Source organism: Kitasatospora sp. GP82 (assembly GCF_029892105.1).
Taxonomy (GTDB): domain Bacteria; phylum Actinomycetota; class Actinomycetes; order Streptomycetales; family Streptomycetaceae; genus Kitasatospora.
Genome location: NZ_JARZAJ010000002.1, coordinates 161,787 through 182,155, shown reverse-complemented (window position 1 = coordinate 182,155; position 20,369 = coordinate 161,787). Strand labels below are relative to the sequence as shown.

Below are 20,369 nucleotides of genomic sequence, written 5' to 3'. Positions count from 1 at the left end.
CCGACGCCACCGCAAACTCGCGGTGAAGAAAATCCGCCCCCGGGCTTGCAGCACGGGGACGGATCGGGGTGGATCGGGACGGATCAGGGCAGGTCGGGTCAGGCCTGGCCGACGGGCTCGGTCTTGCGGAGCAGGGTCAGCAGCCAGGTGGCCAGCGCCGGCACCAGGAAGCCGAACAGCGAGGCCGAGCTCCAGGTCTGCGGGGTGAAGTGCACGGCCGACTGGGCGTCCGTCCAGAGCCGGGTCCACCAGTCGGTGATCGGCGTCGGTGCCAGGAACTGGTACGTGGCGAAGCCGAGCAGCCACGGCGCCAGCATCAGCCAGCGGGTCGGGGCGTCCTGGTCGAGGTTCCAGCCGTGGCGGCCCGCACCGAAGAAGTAGTCCACCGCGAGCACGGCCAGCAGCGGCACGAAGACCGAGCCGATCAGCCCGAGGAAGTTGTAGTACGAGTCCGTGAACTCCTTGATCTGGAGTGCCAGCACGGTGACCAGCACGCCGATCCCGCCGGTCAGCAGCCGGCGGTCCACCCGGGGGAGGAGGTTGTGGACGGACATCGCGGTCGAGTACACGTTCGCGAAGGACTGGTCGGTCTCGCGCAGCACCAGCACCAGCAGGAAGAGCCAGCCGGCCGTGACCCCGGTGAACGAGGAGAAGATCTTCGACACGTCGCCACCCGACTGGAGCAGCGCGATCAGGCCGACCACGTAGCACCACACCTGGGCCACCGTGTAGCCCGAGAAGGTGCCCCGGAACGCGCCGGATCCGGTCCGCGAGTGGCGGGTGTAGTCGGCGGCCAGCGGGACGAAGGAGATCGAGACGGCGATGATCGCGTCCGTCGCGTGCAGGAAGCCGTTCCAGTTGCCCGCACCCGGGTCGGGGAAGCCCTGACGGCCCAGCTGGACGGTGAAGTACACCATCGACACACCGACCGCGGCGGCGACGTACCTGCGCAGCACGGCGATCGAGCCCAGCGGCCAGATGGTCAGCACCGTGGTCAGCACGCCCGCCAGGACCACGAACAGCCAGCGCCAGTTCTCCGTGCCGACCACGGCCTGTGCGCCCATCGCGATCACGGTCAGCTCGTAGACGCCCCAGCCGACGCACTGGGCGATGTTCAGCACCGTCGGCAGGTAGGAGAGCCTGGTGCCGAACAGCCCGCGCAGCGACGCCATCGCCGGGGCGCCCGTGCGCGCGCCGATCAGCGCGGCCACGCCCAGCATCGCCGTACCGATCACCGTGCCCGCCACGACGGCCGTCACGGACGCCGCGAAGGACAGTTCCGAACCGGCGGTGCCGAGCACGGTGGCCGCGCCGCTGAAGCCCATCAGACTGACGCCGAGGTTGGCCCAGAGCGCGAACTGGTCGCGGAAGCCGAGCGTGCGCGGCGGCGCGGTGTCCAGCGTCAGCGGCGCCTCGGAGCGCGCGGAGACGGTCGTGGACGCGTCAGCGGGGGGTTCGGTGGGGGGTGAAGAGACAGCCGTCATGGCCGAAGCTCCCTACGCCGGCATTACCCGGACAGGTTCGAGCGGTCTGCGCTCCCTCGTCCCGCCGCCGTGGTGAATGGCGTACGGTCCGATCAGCGCACTCTCAGCCTGGACGGTCCAAGCTCCCGCGTGTCAGTTTGGAGCGGCCAGGGTAACCGCCGGGCGCCGGAACCCCCAAGGCGCGGGGGCGGCTGTCCGGATCGCGGACGGACGGTGCACTCTGTCGGAGCCACCTGTCGGGGGCATGTCGGGAGCAGCTAAGGATTCTCACGAGTTATTCAGAGGGCTCCTTACGGCAACTGAATCCCGGATGCGAAAAACTATGGGCCAAGGTCCTGTCAGCTATGGAGGTCGTCCGTGAGCACCGAGCACGCGAGTGGGTCCACCGGGCCGGAGGAGGAGCGTCCCTCCGACGGTCAGGGGGCGGTAGGTCCGACTCCTGGCGCCGCGTCGGCTGATGCCCCGCCGGTCGTCGAGTCCGCGCCGACGCTCGCCCTCACCAAGCTGAGTGCTCCGGAGACCGGTGAGCCTTCGGCCTCCGCCGCTCCCGCCTCTTCTGCGGCCCCTGCTCCCGCCGCACCGGCCTACCTGGACGCGCCGCCGCCGGCTGCCCCGGCTGCCCCGGCTGCCCCGGCCGCCGCTGGGCCCGCCGCGAACGTGCCGCCCGCTGAGAACCCGTACGCGAGCCCGGCCGGCGCTGCGACCACGCAGACCTACCTGGACGGGCCGCCGCCGGCCGCTCCGGCCGCGCACGCGGCCGAGGGGCAGCAGCACCACCCCTTCGGCGCAGGCCAGCCGCTCGGCGGCTGGGGGGCGCCCCCGGCAGGTCCGGGCGTCCCCGGCTACCCGGGTGACTTCCCCGGCGGGCCGGCGCCCGCCCCGGGCCGCAAGCGTGGCGGCCTGGTCGCCATGATCGCGGCGGTCGCCCTGGTGGCGGGTCTCGCGGGCGGCGCGGTCGGTGCCGCCGTCAACGGCGACAGCAGCAGCGCGCCCAACTCCGGCACCAGCCGCACCAGCACCACCATCCAGGCCGGGGACAAGATCATCGACCGCGCCCCCGACTCCGTCGCGGGGATCGCGGCCAAGGCGCTGCCCAGCACCGTCACCATCAAGGCCCAGGGCTCCCAGGAGTCCGGCACCGGTACGGGCTTCGTCTTCGACACCGAGGGCCACATCCTCACCAACAACCACGTGGTCGCCCCGGCGGCCAACGGCGGCAAGCTGACCGTCAAGTTCTCGGACGGCTCCGCCTACAGCGCCTCGGTGGTCGGCCGTGCCCAGGGCTACGACGTCGCCGTGATCCGGCTCGACAACCCGCCGAAGGACAAGCTCGTCCCGCTCCCGCTCGGGGACTCCGACAAGACCGCGGTCGGCGACGCCACCATCGCCATCGGCGCGCCGTACGGCCTCGAAGGCACCGTCACCACCGGCATCGTCAGCGCCAAGGACCGTCCGGTGGCCTCCGGCGACGAGACCGGCGCGCAGGCGTCCTACATGAACGCCCTGCAGACCGACGCCTCGATCAACCCGGGCAACTCCGGCGGCCCGCTGCTCAACTCCTCCGGCTCGGTGATCGGCATCAACTCGGCGATCCAGTCCAACACCGGCGGCTCCAACGGCCGGGCGGGCAGCATCGGCCTCGGCTTCGCCATCCCGATCAACCAGGCCAGCCGGGTCGCCCAGGACCTGATCAAGACCGGCACGCCGGTCTACGCGATCATCGGCGTCCTGCGCAACGACGACTTCAAGGGCGACGGCGCCCAGATCCAGACCGGCCCGGTCCAGGGCACCCCGGCCGTCACCCCCGGCGGCCCCGCCGACCAGGCCGGCCTCAAGGCGGGCGACGTCATCACCAAGCTGGGCGACCACCCGATCGACAGCTCCCCGACCCTGGTCAGCGAGATCTGGACGTACAAGCCCGGCGACAAGGTCGACGTCGAGTACATCCGCGACGGCAAGACCGCCAAGACCACCATCACGCTCGGCGAGCGCAAGGGCGACACTCCCTGACCCCCGCGAGAAGAAAAGGGTGTGCACCGAACCCCCCGGGACCCGTTAGGCTGACCTCCGCCAGGAGGGTTGCCCGAGCGGCCTAAGGGAACAGTCTTGAAAACTGTCGTGGCGTGACCCGTCACCGTGGGTTCAAATCCCACACCCTCCGCACGTGGGAGTGATCCCAGCTCAGGGCGGGTACCGGCTAGCAGCCGGTGCCCGCCCTGACGCATGTCGGCTCACCCTGTGCCACCGGTTTCCCGGCCCGGGCCGCTGCGGGTGGACCAGGTGTGGGCCGTGGCCGGTTCACGTGACGAAGTCAGCCGGGGGCGGTTGTCGGCCTCGACGGGGCTGAAGCAGAGTTCCGGGGCGTGGGGCAGGGCCGTGGGATCCGCCGGTCCGTGGCCTGCCCGTCGTGTCTCAGGCGGCAACAGCGAGAGCTGCGACAGCGGCGTTCATGAGCGTTCATGGTGGCTTTTCCCGTGCCCTACGCCTGTTCTGCAGACTCCTGTGACGCCGCGCAGCAGCACCCTAAAGAGGAGCCCTGAGCCTTCGGATGACTACTCAGATAGCGCGCACCACCGGCCGGTTCGAGTGGACCGAGCTGGATCGCAGGACCGTCGACGTGGCCAGGGCGCTGGCGGCGGATGCGGTCGAAGCCGCCGGGCACGGCCACCCGGGCACCGCGATGAGCCTGGCCCCGGCCGCGTACCTGCTGTTCCAGCGGCTGCTCAAGCACGACCCGAACGACCCGCAGTGGGCGGGCCGGGACCGCTTTGTGCTCTCCTGCGGTCACTCCAGCCTGACGCTGTACATCCAGCTGTTCCTGTCCGGCTACGGGCTGACCCTGGACGACCTCAAGGCGCTGCGCACCGCGGGCAGCCTGACCCCGGCCCACCCGGAGTACGGTCACACGCCCGGCGTCGAGACCACCACCGGGCCGCTCGGCCAGGGCTTCGCCAACGCGGTCGGCATGGCGATGGCCGCCCGCCGCGAGCGGGGGCTGTTCGATCCCGAGGCGGCGGCCGGGCAGAGCCCGTTCGACCACACCGTCTGGGTCTTCGCCTCCGACGGCGATCTGGAGGAGGGCATCAGCCACGAGGCCAGTGCCATCGCAGGACACCAGAGGCTGGGCAACCTCGTGGTGCTGTACGACGACAACCACATCTCGATCGAGGACGACACCCAGATCGCCGTCTCCGAGGACGTGTTGGCCCGGTACGCCGCGTACGGCTGGCATGTGCAGCGGGTGGACTGGACGGCGAGTGGGGAGTACGTCGAGGACGTCGAGGCGCTGCACGCCGCGCTGACGGCGGCCCGCGCCGAGACGGACAAGCCGTCGATCGTCGCGCTGCGCACCATCATCGGCTGGCCCGCGCCGACCAAGCAGAACACCGGAAAGATCCACGGCGCCGCACTCGGTGCCGCCGAGGTCGCCGCGACCAAGCAGGCACTGGGCCTGGACCCGGCGAAGTCCTTCGACGTTGCGGCCGAACTCCTGGGCCACGCACGGAAGGTGGTCGAGCGCGGCACGGCGGCCCGCCAGGAGTGGGAGAAGTCCTTCCTGGACTGGCGCGCCGCAGAGCCCACCCGTGCGGCCGAGTTCGACCGCATCTCGACCAGGACCCTTCCGGAGGACTGGAGTTCGGCACTGCCCGAGTTCCCGGCCGGTACCGAGATGGCGACCCGCAAGGCCTCCGGCGAGGTGCTCTCGGCGCTGGCCCCGGTGCTGCCCGAACTGTGGGGCGGCTCGGCCGACTTGGCGGAGAGCAACCTGACCACGATGAAGGGCGAGCCGTCCTTCGTCCCCGAGGAGGTGCAGACCGCCGCCTTCAAGGGGCACCGCTACGGCCGCACCCTGCACTTCGGCATCCGCGAGCACGGCATGGGCGGCATCCTCAACGGCATTGCCCTGCACGGCGGTACGCGCCCCTACGGCGGCACCTTCCTGGTCTTCAGCGACTACATGCGCCCCTCGGTGCGCCTGGCCGCGATGATGAACCTGCCGGTCACCTACGTCTGGACGCACGACTCGATCGGGCTCGGCGAGGACGGCCCGACCCACCAGCCCGTCGAGCACCTGGCCAGCCTGCGTGCCATCCCCGGCCTGGACGTGGTCCGTCCCGCCGACGCCAATGAGACCGTCGTCGCCTGGAGGACCATCATCGAGAACACCGACCGGCCCGCCGGCCTCTGCCTCTCCCGGCAGAACCTGCCCGTGCTGGACCGCACCCCCGCCACCGGCCTGGCCGCCGCCGAGGGTGTGGCCAGGGGCGGTTACGTACTCGCCGAGGCGTCCGGCGGTACGCCCGAGGTGATCCTGATCGCCACCGGCAGCGAGGTGCCGATCGCCCTGCGGGCCAGGGAGATCCTCCAGGCCGAGGGAACGGCGACCCGGGTGGTCTCCATGCCGTGCGTGGAGTGGTTCGACGAACAGGACGCCGAGTACCGCGAGTCGGTGCTGCCGCGCGGCGTACGGGCCCGGGTCTCGGTCGAGGCCGGTTCCTCGCTCGGCTGGTACGCGCTGGTCGGCGAGGCCGGCGAATCGGTCGGCCTGGACCGCTTCGGTCTCTCCGCGCCGTACCAGACCCTCTACGAGCAGTTCGGCTTCACTCCCGAGCGGGTGGCCGCCCATGCGCGCAGCAGCCTGGCGAAGGCGCGCACCCGGGACTGACCGCCGCCGTACCGAAGGCCGAGGGCCCGATCACCCCACCGGGGTGATCGGGCCCTCGGCCGTTTCGGCGTACCCGCCGGACCCGCAGTGGCCGCCGGAGGTGATGGAGTGCCCCGCCCACTCCGTGCCGTCCGGCTGTTCTGCCGGAGTCGGCCGACTGCTCCTCCCATTTCACGATAATTGACTGAAAGTCCGGTCGATTTCCCGGGGAAATGCCGACCTGATGATTTCCGTGGGTTTTGTCGGGAAGGGTTGCCGAACTATTCATAATGCGTTCATGGGTGAAATTGACAGAGTGTTTGATACTTGACGAAGATGCCTGACGGCCGTTGACCCGCGTGTTTTGCCTGCTCAGACTCGTGGAAAAGGTTGACCCTCCCTGCAAAGCCGGTGCGAATGCGAGCCGGTGTGAATGCGGGCAGCCTGGCCGGAGCGGTGCACTCGGCGGTGTGGGCAAATTCGGCGATCTCAGTATTCCGGCAAGTGATCAATTCATGACCACGGAGGCAATGAGTGAGTAGCGACGCAATCGCGACGCGACCGGCTACCGCCGGTCCGACGCTGTCGGAAAGCGGGATCGACTACTGGAAGTCGTTTCCCGCCAAGCAGCAGCCGGAGTGGGAGGACCAGGCCCTGCTGGCCGAGGTCACCTCCGAGCTCGCGGACCGCCCCGGCCTGGTGAACTCCACCGAGGTCGCCGAGCTGCGCGGCCTGCTGGCCGAGGTCGCGGCCGGCCGGGTCCAGGTGGTCCAGGCCGGCGACTGCGCAGAGGACCCCGCCGAGTGCGAGCCCGGCTATGTCGCCCGCAAGGTCGGCCTGCTGGACGCGCTGGCCGGCGTGATGTCCATGAACTCCCTGCGCCCGGTGATCCGGGTCGGCCGGATGGCGGGCCAGTTCGGCAAGCCCCGCTCCAACCCGACCGAGGTGGTCAACGGAGTCGAGCTGCCGGTCTACCGCGGCCACATGGTCAACAGCCCGGAGCCCGACCCCGAGCTGCGCCGTCCCGACCCGCGCCGTCTGCTGGCCGGGTACGACGCCGCCAACCTGGCCATGGAGACCCTGCGCAAGCGGGCCGCCTCCCGCCTGTCGGCCGTGGGCGCACCGATCTGGACCAGCCACGAGGCACTGCTCCTCGACTACGAGGTGCCGCTGATCCGGTACGACGACTTCGGCCGTACCTACCTCGCCTCGACCCACTGGCCGTGGATCGGCGACCGGACCCGCCAGCTGGACGGGGCGCATGTGGCCCTGCTGGCCTCGGTGGCCAACCCGGTGGCCTGCAAGGTGGGCCCGAGCATGTCCATCGAGGACCTGCTCACCCTCTGCGAGAAGCTCGACCCGGGCCGCGAGCCCGGTCGGCTCACCCTGATCGCCCGGATGGGTGCCGCCGCGGTGGCCGATCGCCTGCCCGGGATGGCGGCCGCGGTCCGGGCGGCCGGGCACCCGGCCATCTGGCTCACCGACCCGATGCACGGCAACACCGTGAGCGGTCCGGACGGCCTGAAGACCCGTCTGGTGGAGACCGTGATCCGCGAGGTCACGGAGTTCCAGAAGGCGGTTAGCGAAGCCGGTGCAATAGCCGGTGGAATCCACCTGGAGACCACGCCGGACGATGTCACGGAGTGCGCGCACAACGCGGACTGCGTGTCGGGCGTCGGCGAGAAGTACACCAGTTTCTGCGACCCCCGGCTCAATCCGGAGCAGGCCCTTGAGGTCGCCGGTGCCTGGCAGGTCTAGTCGCGGTACGCACAAGCTGAGCGGTGACCGCAGCCGCCTCAGGAATATCCGGCCGGCAATGGTCGATCATCTTCGATCGGTGAGGTCGCTATGAATGTCCATGGGATGGAAAACAAGGTCGCACTGGTCACCGGTGCGGCTGGTGGTATCGGTGAGGCCGTGGCGCGAGCCCTGATCGGGCGTGATGTCACGGTGGCTCTGGTCGATCGCAACCGCGAACGCCTGGAGGAACTCGCCAAGGAGCTGCGCAACGAGGGTGGACGGGCCGAGGCCTTCCCCGTCGATGTGACCAGCAGCGGCGCCGTCGAGCGCGTGGTCGCCGAGGTCGAGGAGCATCTCGGCGGGATCGACTACCTCGTCAACGGTGCCGGCGTGCTGCGGCTCGGCCAGGCCAGGGAACTGACCGACGACGACTGGACCACCACCTTCGCGGTCAACACCACCGGGGTCTTCTTCACCTCCCGTGCGGTGGTCAACCGGATGGTGGCCCAGGGCCGGCGCGGCGCCATCGTCACCGTGGCGTCGAACGCGGCCGGCACGGCCCGGATGGACATGTCGGCGTACTCGGCCTCCAAGGCCGCGGCGACCATGTTCACCAAGACTCTCGGTCTTGAGGTCTCCAAGTTCGGCATCCGTGCCAACGTGGTGGCGCCCGGGTCGACCGACACTCCGATGCTGAGCTCCCTGTGGGAGGACAGCAGCGCGGCCAGGGCCTCCATCGAGGGCGTGGCCTCGGCCTACCGGGTCGGTATCCCGCTCGGCCGGATCGCCAAGCCGGAGCACATCGCGGACGCGGTGCTGTTCCTGCTCTCCGACATGGCCGCACACATCACCATGCACGAACTCACCGTCGACGGCGGCGCGGCGCTCGGCCACTGAGGATCCCCAGACCAAGGGCGACCTCACGGCACAGGCAGACCCTCACGGGCACCGGTGAACCTCCAGGACGCCGGCGACGCTTCACGGGCAACGGTGGAACCTTCAGGGGCACCGGTGAACCGGTAGGGGCGCGGGGAACTGCGCGAGTCGGAAGGCATCCGCGCCGCAGTGACATCCGTCGAGCCAGTTGCACCATCCACCGGCAGGTCCCGGGGTGCAACTGGCCCACCGGGCCCGGCTGAACGACGTCACCTTCCGATTTCGCGCAGTTCCCCGCGCCCCTGAAAGCCAACGCTCGCGCCCCTGAAAAGCCCCGCCCGGCAACACCTTCGAGTCGAGAGGACATCTCCATGGGAATCCCCGCCATCACGGCCTATCCGATGCCAGGGCAGGGCGACCTGCCGGAGAACATCGCCCAGTGGACGGTGGACCCCAAGCGCGCGGTCCTGCTGATCCACGACATGCAGAAGTACTTCCTGAAGCCCTTCCCGGCCGGTGAGTCACCGGTGACCGATCTGGTCCACAACGTCACCCTGCTGCGCGAGCGGTGTGCCGCACTCGGCGTCCCGGTGGCGTACACCGCACAGCCGGGCGGGATGACGCCGGAGCAGCGCGGCCTGCTCAACGACTTCTGGGGCCCGGGGATGACCATCGACCCGGAGCACAAGCAGGTGGTCGACCCGATCCAGCCGGTCGAGGGCGACCTGCTGCTGACCAAGTGGCGCTACAGCGCGTTCCACAAGACCGAACTCCAGCAGTTCATGCGGGAGCAGGGCCGCGACCAGCTGATCGTCTGCGGCGTGTACGCGCACGTCGGCGTGCTGATGAGCACCTGCGACGCCTTCACCCTCGACATCCAGCCCTTCCTGGTCGGCGACGCCATCGCCGACTTCACCTTGGACTACCACCGACTGGCCCTGACGTACGCGGCGGAGCGCTGCGCGATGGTGGTCACCGCCAAGACGGTGCTCGACGAACTCGGCTGATCAGAATCATCTCTGACTGTCCGTCAGTGAAACCTCGTGAACCATCGACCGCACCCTGACAACGGAAGGAACACCATGACGTACACGGGGGCCGGGAGCCCGGAGAGCCACGCGTTGCTGGAACGGATCCTCGTCGAGCAGCCGCCGGCGTTCGCCCTGCTGCACCGTCCGGAGACGGGTGCGGCGGACGAGATCGACGTACTGATCGGTGAGGTGTCCCAGGTCGAGAAGCTGGCGGACATCCCGCTGGCCGAAAGCCGGGCGGCGACCGGCCGGGCCGAGCACGAGGTGCTGGCGCTGATCCCGTACCGGCAGATCGCCGAGCGCGGTTTCGCGGCCGCCGAGGACGGTTCCGGGCTGATCACCCTGACCGTCACGGAGCAGGGCGCGCTGTCGGTCGACGAGACCGTAGGCCGCCTGCCCGATCTGCCGATCGAGCTGGTGGACGGCCGCTTCGACGTGGACGACGAGGCGTACGCCGGGATCGTCAAGGAGATCCTCGCCAAGGAGATCGGCCAGGGCGAGGGCGCCAACTTCGTGATCCGGCGCGCATTCGTGGCCGACATCTCCGGGTACTCCACGGCCTCCGCACTCACCTTCTTCCGCCGGCTGCTGGAGCGGGAGCGCGGCGCGTACTGGACCTTCGTCATCCACACCGGCGGCCGGACCTTCGTCGGAGCCACACCCGAGCGGCACGTCAGCCTCTCCGGCGGGGTCGCGGTGATGAACCCGATCAGCGGTACCTACCGCTATCCCGAGACCGGCCCGACGCTCACCGGGGTGCTCTCCTTCCTGGCCGACCCCAAGGAGGCCAACGAGCTCTACATGGTGGTGGACGAAGAGCTCAAGATGATGGCCCGGATCAGCGAGTCCGGCGGCCGGGTGACGGGCCCGCACCTGATGGAGATGGCCCGGCTCGCCCACACCGAGTACTTCATCGAGGGCCGCACCACCCGCGACGTCCGGGACATCCTGCGCGAGACGATGTTCGCGCCCACCGTCACCGGCAGCCCGCTGGAGAGCGCGGCCAAGGTGATCAGCCGCTACGAGCCGGCCGGACGCGGCTACTACAGCGGCGTGGTGGCCCTGATCGGGCGCGACGCCGAGGGCGGCCGCACCCTCGACTCCTCGATCCTGATCCGGACGGCGGACATCGACGCCTCCGGGCGGCTGCAGATCGGCGTCGGCGCCACCCTGGTCCGGGACTCCAAGCCGGAGTCCGAGGTGGCCGAGACGGCCGCCAAGGCCGCCGGGCTGCTCGCCGCCTTCGGCGCACAGGGTGCACTCGCGTCGGGCCTCGGCGGCACGGCGACCGGTGCGAGCCTGGCCCAGCACCCCGACGTGCTGGCCGCGTTGCAGCAGCGCAACATCGCGCTCGCGCCGTTCTGGCTGGAGACGCCCGAGCAGCGCCACCGTCCGGTCCCGGCGCTGGAGGGCAAGAAGGTGCTGGTGGTGGACGCCGAGGACACCTTCACCGCGATGTGGGACCACCAGCTGCGCTCGCTCGGACTCTCCGTCACCGTGCGGCGGTTCGACGAGGAGTACAGCTTCGACGGGTACGACCTGGTGATCCTGGGCCCGGGGCCGGGCGACCCGCAGGAGGCGGACCACCCGAAGATCGCCCACCTGCGTCGGGCGACCGAGCAACTCCTGGGCGGCGAACTGCCGTTCCTGTCGGTCTGTCTGAGCCACCAGGTGCTGTGCCGGGCCCTCGGCTTCGACCTGGTCCGCAGGGAGCTGCCGAACCAGGGCGTGGCGAAGAAGATCGACCTGTTCGGCCGGACCGAACTCGTGGGCTTCTACAACACCTTCGCCGGGCGCAGCGAGGCGGACCGCGTCGCGGTCTCCCTCCCGGGTCTGGAGGCGGAGGTCGAGGTGAGCCGCGACCCGGCGACCGGACAGGTCCACGCCCTGCGCGGCCCCGGCTTCCGCTCGGTGCAGTTCCACCCGGAGTCGGTGCTCAGTCAGGACGGCCTGAGCATCATCAGCGAGGCCCTGACCTCCCTCCTGGGCTAGGCGCTGATCTCCCTCCTGGGCTAGGCCTGGCCTCCCTCCTGGGCCCTGACCGGCCGATCTTGCCGGGTGACCTCTCCGCAGACGGTGGCCATGCACTGCCCGCCAACCCCTGGACGGTGCATGGTCCCCTCGGCGGAGGAAGGCGGCCGGCCCTCGCAACATCCCTGCCCTGCAATCCTCCTGAGGAGAACCATGCGTGCCGTAGTCGTCTGGTGGGATCTGGCCGAATCCGACCGGAGCATCGACGACCTCCGGGTCTTTCTCCGCGAGGAAGCCGTGGAGCGCTTCACCGGCTTCCCCGGACTGGTGCTCAAGACCTGGATCTCCGACCGCGAGAACGAGCGCTGGGGTGCGATCTTCCTCTGGGAGTCGGCCGAGGCCGCCGCGCAGCAGATCCCGCCCCGCGCCGCCGAGTTGATCGGCTACCCGCCCAGCCGGCGCTTCTCCTTCGATGTCGAGGCGACCGCCGAGGGCGTGCACGGGCTCACCGCGCTCGCCGGGCTCGGGCTGGCCCTCGAAAGCGCCTGAGTCGAGTCGGAACCGATGGCCCGAGTCGCCGTCGGAGCGGTTACCTTCCTGTCTTCCTGGGAGTTCAGATGAACAAGCCGGCGGCCGTCCTGATCGGCGCACCCGGTTCCGGCAAGACCACCGTCGGGCGGCTGCTCGCCAACCATCTCGGGGTGGGTTTCAGGGACACCGACAGGGATATCGAGCTGGCCTCGGGTCGGCGCATCCACGAGATCCTGGAGGAGGAGGGCGAGGCCCACTTCCGGGTGCGCGAGCGCGAGGCCGTCCGCCGGGCGCTCAGCGAGCACCGGGGTGTGCTCGCGCTGGGCGGTGGTGCGGTGCTGGAGGAGTCCACCCAGCGACTGCTGCGCGGACACACCGTGGTCCATCTCGCCGTGAAGGCCGAACAGTTGGCGGCCAGGATCGGCGCAGCCGAGACCCGCCCGCTGCTGGCGGACGACCCGCGCGGACGACTGCGGACGGTGATCGCCGTCCGGACGCCGATCTACCGCAGGCTGGCCACCTACTCCGTGGCGGCCAACGGCCCGTCCCGCGCGGTGGCCGGGCGGATCGCGGTCCTGCTCACGGCCCGTGCCGCCGCCGTCGACGCAGCCTACGCGGCCCGGTACGCGGCCGAGTTCACACCACCGCTCACACCACCGCTCCCGCCGCAGCCCGCATCGCAGCTCACCGCCTACCAGGAGACCGTCCGATGACCACGGTGTACGTCCTCAACGGACCGAACCTCTCCCGGCTCGGCGCCCGTGAGCCCTCGGTGTACGGCTCGCGGACCTACCAGGATCTGGTGGCGCTCTGCCACCGGACCGCTGCGAGCTCGGCCTGACGGCAGAGGCCCGACAGACGGACAGCGAAGGCGAGTTGATCGGCCGGATCCACGAGGCCGCGGACGCCGGCGGCAGCGGAAAGCGGCTCGTACACCACCAGTTGATCTTGACTGCTCCCTCCCCTCTACGATGGGCCCGGACCAGAGGGGGCAGGACATGGCAGGACAACTGAGACGGCTCAAGGCCGCCGCCGTGAACATCGACGGCGTGCTGCTGAACGACACCTTCAGCCCGGTGATCCACCACTTCATCACCAGCCGTGGTGGCAGTTACTCGGCCGAGGTGGAACGCCGGATCTTCTCCCAGCGGCAGGCCGACGCCGCCGTGGTGATCGCCGAGGCCGCGGGGGTGGACTGGCCGGTGGACAAGACCCTGGAGGTCTACTTCCGGGAGCGGGCCCAGTACCTGGAGCGGCACCCGATCCGGGTGCTGGACGGCGCCCTCCGACTGGTCGAGCGACTGCGCGCGCTCGGTCTGCGCACCGTCTGCTACGGCGGTCTCGAGCAGCCCCACTTCGACCGCTACCTCGGCGAGCACGTCGGCCTCTTCGACCAGCCGGGCTACGTCTGCACCAACGACTTCCGCCCCGGCGTCAAGGAGATCACCACCGAGGTCTTCGGCCTCGGCTACGACGAGGTGCTCTTCATCGACGACGTGGCCAGGGTCGCCGAGCACGCCAGGGAGCTGGGTGTCCCGTTCATCGGCCATCCCTCGGCCTTCGAGCACGGCCACCAGCGGCAACTGATGCACGAGGCCGGTGTCCGCCACATCGCCGACTCGCTCGACGAGATCGACGAGGCCGTGATCCGCACGCTGGACGAGGCGGCCGCCGAGGGCGAGCTCTGGCCGTTGCTGGCCACGGCCGCCGTCGGATGAGAAAGCCGGGACTGTCCGGCACCGAAGTGATCATTTTGCAAGAATTCCGCCATGACACAGCAGACAGGTCTCTTGTCCGGCAAGGTCGCGCTCATCACGGGCGCGAGCAGCGGTATCGGGGCGGCCGCCGCAAAGGTGTTCGCCCGTGAGGGGGCATCGGTCGTGCTTGTGGCGCGCCGGGAGTCCCGACTCCAAGCGATAGTCGAGGAGTTGAGAGAACAGGGGCATCCCGCCGAGTACGTGGCCGCCGATGTGGCCCGGGCCGACCAGGTGGCGCGGGCGGTCCGCACCGCCGTGGAGCGTTTCGGCCGACTGGATGTCGCGTTCAACAACGCGGGCTTCGGGGTGCCGCAGACCCCGATGCACCTGATCGACGAAAAGCTCTACGACACCATCATGGACACCAATGTGAGGGGGGTCTGGAACTGCCTCCAGCAGGAGATAACCGTGATGCTGGAGGCCGGCAACGGCGGCGCCATCGTCAACACCAGCAGCGTCGGCGGCATGGTCGCGACGCCGGTCAGCGCCCCGTACGTCGCTTCCAAGCACGCGGTGATCGGTCTCAGCCGGGCTGCTGCGGCCGAGTACGGGAGGCAGGGCATCAGGGTCAACGCGCTGGCGCCCGGGACGACCAGGAGCGAGATGGTCGTCGACTGGTTCGCGAGCAACCCGGGGGTGGAGGAGATGCTGCACCAGCTCACCCCGCAGCCCAGGACCGCGGAACCCGAGGAAGTGGCCGAGGCCGCGGCCTGGTTGTGCAGCGACCGCGCCTCCTTCGTCACGGGCGCCGTGGTACCGGTCGACGGAGGCTTCACCGCCCAGTGACCGGCCAGGTGATCGGTCCGTCGATCCGCACGGTGAAACGGTGATCCGCGCTCGGTGATCAGCCGACGGGGGCGGCGCGTGACGGCAGCGGCCGGCCGTCCCGGAATGTGGCGAAGAGGTGTGGGGCCGGCAACCGGCCCCACACCTCTTCGCTGTTCCAGCGCCTCTCCCACCCCCGTCGGTCGTGCGGACCGATCGCCTAGGCGGGAGTCGAGAGCGTGGTGGTGAAGACGGTCCTGCCGTTCTGCTCCGCCCTGATCAGGAACTGTCGGCTGGTCGGATCGGCGGTGTGCTCCTCCCGGGCCTCTATCGAGCACGGTGCGTCGAACTCCACGTAGCGGGAGTAGGAGCTCTGTGCTGCGGTGAGGGTCGTGGCGCCCGGTGCCATGATCAGCGCTGCCTGACGCGCGGCCTCCAGCAGCACCATCCCGGGGACGTGGTCGCAGGGATGGTCGAAGAGTATCGGGTGCCGGGTGTCCGCCCGCACCAGCCAGCGCCGTGGCTCCTCGGTGGGCGCGAGGACGACGTCGGCCTCGTCCCGCCGGCCGACCAGCGAGGGATCGACCGGCTCGGGGAGCGCCGCCGTGGTCGGCTGGCCGGGCAGCCGGCCGCCGCGTATCCGGTGGTACACGGTCGGCTTGAGGAAGCTGGCGCGCACCCCGCCCGTCGCCACCCGGATGCCGTCGCGGAAGAACTCCACGACGTAGCGGATACCGCTGACCTGGCTCCCGCTGCGCCGGATGTCGTGGCAGGAGACCGCCAGCTCCAGGTCCGCCGGGCTGTTGCGGAGCTCGAGTCCGGGAAGATCGACGCTGAAGTGCAGAGACTCCAACACGAAGTAGTTGCCCATCGGCACACCGAACTCGGCATGAGCAAGTAAGGTACCGACCTGTCGGATGGTTTCTGCGGTGAGGACGGGGTCATGGTGAAGTCCGTCAGGAGATGTGAAGAAACTGTGCCCTCTTGGCCACTGGGCCGAGGCGCTGAAGTGGGTGTCGTCGAGTCGGAGCCAACGCGTCAGCAGGACCTCGGCGACGGCGGCGCGGTGGACGAGTTCCTTGGGAACGGTGGTGCTGAAATGGGCCATTGTCGTGGACAGCCGGCCAAGGCCGGGGGTGAAGGGTGGTGGGCCGAACAGTGCGCACCCAGGTGCTGCCATGGCAGGTGGAGACTCGATCATGTTCCCCCCCGAGGACCACGAAGAGTATGGAGAGGGGTCCGGCTGACCCCAGAAGCACAATACAGGTCAGCCGGTTTATTTGTAGAGTCGTTTCGCCCTCAAGTTTCCGGCGACCGACTGAACGTTGCGGTGGTAAGACAGGAGAGCCCCGATGGCACAGCAGGAACGCGCGATCCGCACGCGTCAGATCATCTTGCAGGGGGCGGCTGAGGTCTTCGACGAGCGCGGCTACGACGCCGCGTCGATCAAGGACATCCTTGCTCGGGTACAGGTGACCAAGGGAGCGCTGTACTTCCACTTCCCTTCCAAGGAGGACCTGGCCCGAGGAGTGCTCCGCGAGCAGACCCTCCATCTGGACATTGCCGAAGGCACGTCCAAGCTACAGGAGTTGGTGGATGTCACCATGGCTGTGGCGCATGCGCTTCCGGCGGATGCGATGCTGCGCGCGGGATCCAGGCTCGCTCTGGAGCGCGGGTCGGTCGACTTCTCGGACAGCAGCCCCTTCCTGGCGTGGGCCGGTCTCTGCGAGGGACTGCTCGACCAGGCCAAGGAGCGCGGCGAGGCGCTGCCCCACGTCAACTCCAAGGAGACGGCGGAGCTGATTGTCGGCTCCTTCACCGGACTGCAGGCCTTCTCCCAGGTCACGTCGGGACTGGCCGACCTGGAGCAGCGCATCTCCGCCCTGTGGCAGCACATCCTCCCGAGTGTGGGGGTGCCGTCCGCCCTGGCCCGGATCGACACGGCGCCGGGCCGGGGCGGACGCGCCCTGGCGCTCGCCGAGGCCGCCGCCGAGGAGAGCGGCGAGGCCGGCGACGAGCCGCAGTAGGCGGGTGATGTGACGGGGGCGCGGCACAGGTGTGCCGCGCCCCCGGTCTTTCATCCGGCCCCTCAGAAGGAAGGGCCGGCGCCGTCCGGTTCGAGGAACAGGGCCGTCGGCTCGTAGCGGCGGCCCTTGGCGGGCAGCCCCGGAAACAGCGATTCCGGTTCGGCACCCGGGGCGTCCGGGGCGTCCGTCGGGATGGCCTCCGGCTCGGTCTTCGGTCCGGCGGGGTGCAGCCGGCGGAGCTCCTCCGGCGGTACCAGGGTCGGGAGTACGGCCTGCCAGAGCCTGGTGACCACCTCGCGGCCGAGCCACTGCCTGTCCTGCCGGGCCAGCACCTCGACGCCCGTCATGGCGGCGGCCAGCAAGGTCGCCGTCACCTCCACCGGGACATCCACCCGCACCTGGTGCCGGCCGGCCGCCCGGTTCAGCAGCAGCCGCACCATCTTCACCCAACTGCCCTGCGGTGACGGGCAGATCGCCCGGTCGAGGCCGGGGTCGCCGGTCAGCCTGAGGCCCGCTCGGAAGACCACGTCCTCGTCGACCCGGCGGGCCAGTGCGTGGCACAGGTCGATCAGGTACTGGACGGTCGAGTCGCCGGAGCGGCGGGCCTCGCCGACGATCTCGCGCAGCCCTTCGCGGGAGGCCGCCAGCACGGCTTCGGCGAGCTGTTCCTTGGAGCCGAAGTGGAAGTACAGGGCGCCCTTGGACATGCCCGAGAGCTTGGTGACGTCCCCGAGCCCGGTCATGGTGTAGCCGGCGGTGTCGAAGGAGGCAGCGGCGGCTTCGACCAGTAACTGTCGGGTGCGTTCGGCCCGTTCCTGGCGCATGGCCTCTCCCTCTTGGTGGGCGGTCCGGCTGTGACCATCGTGGAGCCGACCTGGTCGCCGTGTACCCGTCACTCTGCTGCCCGGCGAACGGCCGTCCGGTCGGGGCGGATGTACGTGTACAGCACTTTAACAAACCAACTGTGCGGTATCCACCCCTCGAGTCCACTTCCATCAGGTCTCCGTAAATCTTCTGACGGAGTATTCAAAACCAACCAGTCGGTTCGGTATGGTGCTCCTGCTAGCACCACACGTTCGGCCTCCCGGCGCCAAGGCCGGAGGTGCGAGTGATTGCAACCGCAGAAGAGGGGACGGGGGCTGTGGAACGAGCTGAGAAGGATGTTCCGGATCGGATCTGGGGAGATGTGGCGGACGACTTCGTCACGGATTTCTCACGTCGGATGCTTGCCTCGCTGAAGCGCCGTGACCAGCGAGCCCGTGGGGAGTGGTACATCTCCGGCCTGCTCTCGGTGCCGGGGCGCAAGTCCATGCGAGCGCTCGCCTCGGTGGCCGGGTACGGTGCCGCGGAGCAGAGTCTGCACCACTTCATCAGCGACTCCTCGTGGGACTGGGACAAGGTCAGGCACACGCTGGCCCGCCACCTGGACCGCGTACTGCTGCCCCAGGCATGGGTGCTGAGTTCGATGGCCGTCCCGAAGGCGGGTGCGCACTCCGTCGGTGTCGAGGAGTCCTTCCGCACCGAGCTCGGGCGGGTCGTCAACAGTCAGCAGGCGTACGGAGTCTGGCTCGCCAACGAGGACATGAGCGCCCCGGTGAACTGGGGCCTGTTCCTGCCGCCGGGGTGGCTGGACAACGAGGAGCGCCGCAAGCGCGCGAAGATACCCGACGAGGTCGCCGCGGCCAGCCCCGAGCTGTGCGCCGTGAACACCGTGGTGGAACTGGCCGGTGGGGACTGGGGCCTGCGGCGTCGTCCGGCCGTTCTGGACGCCCGAGAGCTGGATGCCACGGCGCTGGTCGAGGAGTTCACCCGCCGGGGCGTTCCCTTTGTGATGCGGGTCGGCGGCTCCACCAGGCTGGTCGGGTTCGACCTCAGCCTGCCCGGGCGCGGCGAACGGCTCTTCCAGGCCCAGCAGTTGATCGAGTGGGCGAAGCGGTTCTCCCGGCCGGTGGGCTGGGTCGACCCGGACTACTCGATCACCCGCTCGATCCTGGTCAGCGGGACCCGGGTAACCATGCCCTCGATCCGCCGCCCGGGTTCACCCGGCATGCCGGAGCGAGCGCTGACCCTGGTCGGCGGCTGGTCGGGATCCAAGGGGCAGCCGCCGGAGCTGTGGCTGTCCAACATGGTGGAGGTCCCGCCGGTGGCGCTGCTGCGGCTGGGCAGGCTCACCCGCCGGGTGGCCAAGGACTTCTCGGAGGTCAGCGCCAAGGTCGGCATGCGTGACTTCGAGGGGCGCAGCTACGCGGGCTGGCACCGCCATGCGACCCTCTGCTCGGTGGCGCACGCGATCTCGGTGCTCTCCTCGGCCCGGCGACAGGGCTTCGACAAGTCGCAGGAGCTCTCCGCCTGACTGACCTGGCGGGCAGGGTCAGCCTGCTCGCCGGGCCAGTTCGGTCTGTCCGGCCTCGCGCATCGCGGCCACCGGGACATCGCTGTGGCCGGTGATCAACGCCACCTGGCGTGCGGCCTGGTGGACCAGCATCGACAGGCCGTCCACCACCGTGCTGCCGGCGAAACCGGCGGCCTTGGCGAGTCTGGTCGGCCAGGCCGAGGGCACCACGTCCAGGACCGCAGCCCGCGAGTGCATGATCGCGGCCGCGTACTGGTCCGCCGCTCCGGCGGGCAGGGTCGAGATCACCAGGCCGGCGCTGTGCAGCAGTTCGTCGAGTCGGTCGAAGGTGTGGACGTCCACGGCCATCCCCAGTCGGCCCGCCGCGGCCTGTGCCTCGGTTGCCCGTCGGTGTTCGCGGACCACCACGCCGGGTTCCCTGATGCCGAGTTCGCGCAGTGCTGCCAGTGCCGAGGAGGCGGTGGCGCCGCCGCCCAGCACCAGCGCCGAGGAGGGTGTGTCCACCCCGGCCTCGCGCAGTGCCAGGGCGATCCCGTGGGCGTCGGTGTTGTCCCCGAAGGTCCTGCCCTTGCGGAAGGCGACGGTGTTCACCCCGCCCACGTCCAGGGCGAGGTCGGTGACCTCGTCGATCCAGGGCAGCGCGGCGCGCTTGAGCGGCATGGCGAGGGCGAGGCCGGCCCAGCTGCTGTTCCTGGCGTCGAGCATTCCGTGCAGTGTGCTCTCGTCGCACTCGATCGCTTCGAAGTCCCAGTCGAGACCCATGGCCGCATAGGCGGCCCGGTGCAGGGTGGGCGAGAGGGACTGGCCGATCGAGGAGCCGAGCACCGCCGCGCGGGCGGCCGTCCGGCGGGACGGCCTCGTGTGGTCCACCACGGGTTTGTGATCTGCACGCATGTCGGTGGAACTCCTTCCGCAGAGGGGGGACGGGGCCGGACTGGGTTCGGCCCGCCTTTCCCCCTGGTACGCCACAGCTTAGGCAGCCGGAAGGCCCTCCACGGGAATGTCTTTACACAGAGTCAGCTTCATTCGAGACCTGACATATCCGGCACTGCACTTCGCCAGACCGGTGGCTGTCCGGACTCCGACCGTCCGGCTGTGCCACCAGTCCGTTTGTCCAGGAATTGTCATGGCGTTTCACGGATCTGACACCATCAGCCATAGACGGTTGATCGCATCTTCACAAGTTCTG

The 20,369-nt window shown here is 69.7% G+C and carries 17 protein-coding genes, 1 tRNA gene and 1 riboswitch; of the genes, 14 read left to right on the top strand and 4 right to left on the bottom strand.

Annotated elements, in window-relative coordinates:
• Positions 1-98: 98 nt before the first annotated feature.
• The gene (locus tag P3T39_RS02515; protein ID WP_280695592.1) at positions 99-1,484 is read right to left on the bottom strand and encodes a cytosine permease; all 1,386 of its coding nucleotides are present in this window, start codon (positions 1,482-1,484) and stop codon (positions 99-101) included.
• Positions 1,477-1,623: riboswitch (TPP riboswitch) on the bottom strand. It overlaps the preceding gene by 8 nt.
• Positions 1,624-1,841: 218 nt before the next feature.
• Here P3T39_RS02515 and P3T39_RS02510 point away from each other — a divergent pair.
• From P3T39_RS02510 to P3T39_RS02455, 12 genes are all read left to right on the top strand, one after another.
• Positions 1,842-3,494, top strand: coding sequence for a trypsin-like peptidase domain-containing protein (locus P3T39_RS02510; protein WP_280695591.1), 1,653 nt, complete (start codon positions 1,842-1,844; stop codon positions 3,492-3,494).
• 63 nt (positions 3,495-3,557) lie between these two features.
• A tRNA-Ser gene (locus tag P3T39_RS02505) sits at positions 3,558-3,645 on the top strand.
• A 387-nt stretch (positions 3,646-4,032) separates the two neighbouring features.
• Positions 4,033-6,150: a transketolase gene (gene tkt / locus P3T39_RS02500; RefSeq protein WP_280695590.1), complete on the top strand. Its 2,118-nt coding sequence runs from the start codon at positions 4,033-4,035 to the stop codon at positions 6,148-6,150.
• A 513-nt stretch (positions 6,151-6,663) separates the two neighbouring features.
• The gene (locus tag P3T39_RS02495; RefSeq protein WP_280695589.1) at positions 6,664-7,887 is read left to right on the top strand and encodes a 3-deoxy-7-phosphoheptulonate synthase; all 1,224 of its coding nucleotides are present in this window, start codon (positions 6,664-6,666) and stop codon (positions 7,885-7,887) included.
• Between the two features lie 105 nt (positions 7,888-7,992).
• Entirely contained in the window at positions 7,993-8,766 is a 774-nt protein-coding gene (locus P3T39_RS02490; RefSeq protein WP_280695588.1) for a 2,3-dihydro-2,3-dihydroxybenzoate dehydrogenase, read from the top strand.
• Positions 8,767-9,116: 350 nt separating this feature from the next.
• Positions 9,117-9,752 (top strand): isochorismatase family protein, encoded by a 636-nt coding sequence (locus P3T39_RS02485; RefSeq protein WP_280695587.1) that lies wholly within the window; start codon positions 9,117-9,119, stop codon positions 9,750-9,752.
• Between the two features lie 75 nt (positions 9,753-9,827).
• On the top strand, positions 9,828-11,768 hold the full coding sequence (locus P3T39_RS02480) for an anthranilate synthase family protein (protein WP_280695586.1): 1,941 nt from the start codon (positions 9,828-9,830) through the stop codon (positions 11,766-11,768).
• 192 nt (positions 11,769-11,960) lie between these two features.
• Positions 11,961-12,296 carry a hypothetical protein gene (locus tag P3T39_RS02475; protein ID WP_280695585.1) on the top strand — a complete coding sequence of 112 codons (336 nt, stop codon included), beginning with the start codon at positions 11,961-11,963 and terminating at the stop codon, positions 12,294-12,296.
• A gap of 68 nt (positions 12,297-12,364) precedes the next feature.
• Complete coding sequence (locus P3T39_RS02470) at positions 12,365-12,991, top strand: shikimate kinase (RefSeq protein WP_280695584.1); 627 nt, start codon at positions 12,365-12,367, stop codon at positions 12,989-12,991.
• On the top strand, positions 12,988-13,119 hold the full coding sequence (locus tag P3T39_RS02465) for a type II 3-dehydroquinate dehydratase (RefSeq protein ID WP_280695583.1): 132 nt from the start codon (positions 12,988-12,990) through the stop codon (positions 13,117-13,119). The genes P3T39_RS02470 and P3T39_RS02465 overlap by 4 nt, the downstream gene beginning before the upstream one ends.
• A gap of 157 nt (positions 13,120-13,276) precedes the next feature.
• On the top strand, positions 13,277-13,996 hold the full coding sequence (locus P3T39_RS02460; RefSeq protein WP_280695582.1) for an HAD family hydrolase: 720 nt from the start codon (positions 13,277-13,279) through the stop codon (positions 13,994-13,996).
• 51 nt (positions 13,997-14,047) lie between these two features.
• Positions 14,048-14,821, top strand: coding sequence for a glucose 1-dehydrogenase (locus P3T39_RS02455; RefSeq protein WP_280695581.1), 774 nt, complete (start codon positions 14,048-14,050; stop codon positions 14,819-14,821).
• A gap of 199 nt (positions 14,822-15,020) precedes the next feature.
• Here the strand turns inward: P3T39_RS02455 and P3T39_RS02450 are convergent, their stop codons facing one another.
• Positions 15,021-15,980, bottom strand: a complete 960-nt coding sequence (locus P3T39_RS02450) for a ScbA/BarX family gamma-butyrolactone biosynthesis protein (RefSeq protein ID WP_280695580.1) — start codon at positions 15,978-15,980, stop codon at positions 15,021-15,023.
• 172 nt (positions 15,981-16,152) lie between these two features.
• Between P3T39_RS02450 and P3T39_RS02445 the strand changes: the two genes are divergently transcribed.
• Positions 16,153-16,827 carry a ScbR family autoregulator-binding transcription factor gene (locus tag P3T39_RS02445; RefSeq protein WP_280695578.1) on the top strand — a complete coding sequence of 225 codons (675 nt, stop codon included), beginning with the start codon at positions 16,153-16,155 and terminating at the stop codon, positions 16,825-16,827.
• Positions 16,828-16,889: 62 nt separating this feature from the next.
• Here the strand turns inward: P3T39_RS02445 and P3T39_RS02440 are convergent, their stop codons facing one another.
• Positions 16,890-17,651 carry a ScbR family autoregulator-binding transcription factor gene (locus P3T39_RS02440; RefSeq protein WP_280695577.1) on the bottom strand — a complete coding sequence of 254 codons (762 nt, stop codon included), beginning with the start codon at positions 17,649-17,651 and terminating at the stop codon, positions 16,890-16,892.
• A gap of 398 nt (positions 17,652-18,049) precedes the next feature.
• Between P3T39_RS02440 and P3T39_RS02435 the strand changes: the two genes are divergently transcribed.
• The gene (locus tag P3T39_RS02435; RefSeq protein ID WP_280695576.1) at positions 18,050-19,180 is read left to right on the top strand and encodes a transposase; all 1,131 of its coding nucleotides are present in this window, start codon (positions 18,050-18,052) and stop codon (positions 19,178-19,180) included.
• Between the two features lie 18 nt (positions 19,181-19,198).
• On the opposite strand, the gene P3T39_RS02430 is transcribed toward P3T39_RS02435, so the two are convergent.
• The gene (locus P3T39_RS02430; RefSeq protein ID WP_280695575.1) at positions 19,199-20,074 is read right to left on the bottom strand and encodes a shikimate dehydrogenase; all 876 of its coding nucleotides are present in this window, start codon (positions 20,072-20,074) and stop codon (positions 19,199-19,201) included.
• Positions 20,075-20,369 lie beyond the last annotated feature (295 nt).

What these genes read in the sequence shown, in the direction of transcription:
- P3T39_RS02515 (WP_280695592.1), bottom strand. Translation starts at nt 1,484, where the DNA reads ATGACGGCTGTCTCTTCACCCCCCACCGAACCCCCCGCTGACGCGTCC.
- tkt (WP_280695590.1), top strand. Translation starts at nt 4,033, where the DNA reads ATGACTACTCAGATAGCGCGCACCACCGGCCGGTTCGAGTGGACCGAG.
- P3T39_RS02490 (WP_280695588.1), top strand. Translation starts at nt 7,993, where the DNA reads ATGGAAAACAAGGTCGCACTGGTCACCGGTGCGGCTGGTGGTATCGGT.
- P3T39_RS02485 (WP_280695587.1), top strand. Translation starts at nt 9,117, where the DNA reads ATGGGAATCCCCGCCATCACGGCCTATCCGATGCCAGGGCAGGGCGAC.
- P3T39_RS02480 (WP_280695586.1), top strand. Translation starts at nt 9,828, where the DNA reads ATGACGTACACGGGGGCCGGGAGCCCGGAGAGCCACGCGTTGCTGGAA.
- P3T39_RS02475 (WP_280695585.1), top strand. Translation starts at nt 11,961, where the DNA reads ATGCGTGCCGTAGTCGTCTGGTGGGATCTGGCCGAATCCGACCGGAGC.
- P3T39_RS02470 (WP_280695584.1), top strand. Translation starts at nt 12,365, where the DNA reads ATGAACAAGCCGGCGGCCGTCCTGATCGGCGCACCCGGTTCCGGCAAG.
- P3T39_RS02465 (WP_280695583.1), top strand. Translation starts at nt 12,988, where the DNA reads ATGACCACGGTGTACGTCCTCAACGGACCGAACCTCTCCCGGCTCGGC.
- P3T39_RS02460 (WP_280695582.1), top strand. Translation starts at nt 13,277, where the DNA reads ATGGCAGGACAACTGAGACGGCTCAAGGCCGCCGCCGTGAACATCGAC.
- P3T39_RS02455 (WP_280695581.1), top strand. Translation starts at nt 14,048, where the DNA reads ATGACACAGCAGACAGGTCTCTTGTCCGGCAAGGTCGCGCTCATCACG.
- P3T39_RS02450 (WP_280695580.1), bottom strand. Translation starts at nt 15,980, where the DNA reads ATGGCAGCACCTGGGTGCGCACTGTTCGGCCCACCACCCTTCACCCCC.
- P3T39_RS02445 (WP_280695578.1), top strand. Translation starts at nt 16,153, where the DNA reads ATGGCACAGCAGGAACGCGCGATCCGCACGCGTCAGATCATCTTGCAG.
- P3T39_RS02440 (WP_280695577.1), bottom strand. Translation starts at nt 17,651, where the DNA reads ATGCGCCAGGAACGGGCCGAACGCACCCGACAGTTACTGGTCGAAGCC.
- P3T39_RS02435 (WP_280695576.1), top strand. Translation starts at nt 18,050, where the DNA reads ATGCTTGCCTCGCTGAAGCGCCGTGACCAGCGAGCCCGTGGGGAGTGG.
- P3T39_RS02430 (WP_280695575.1), bottom strand. Translation starts at nt 20,074, where the DNA reads ATGCGTGCAGATCACAAACCCGTGGTGGACCACACGAGGCCGTCCCGC.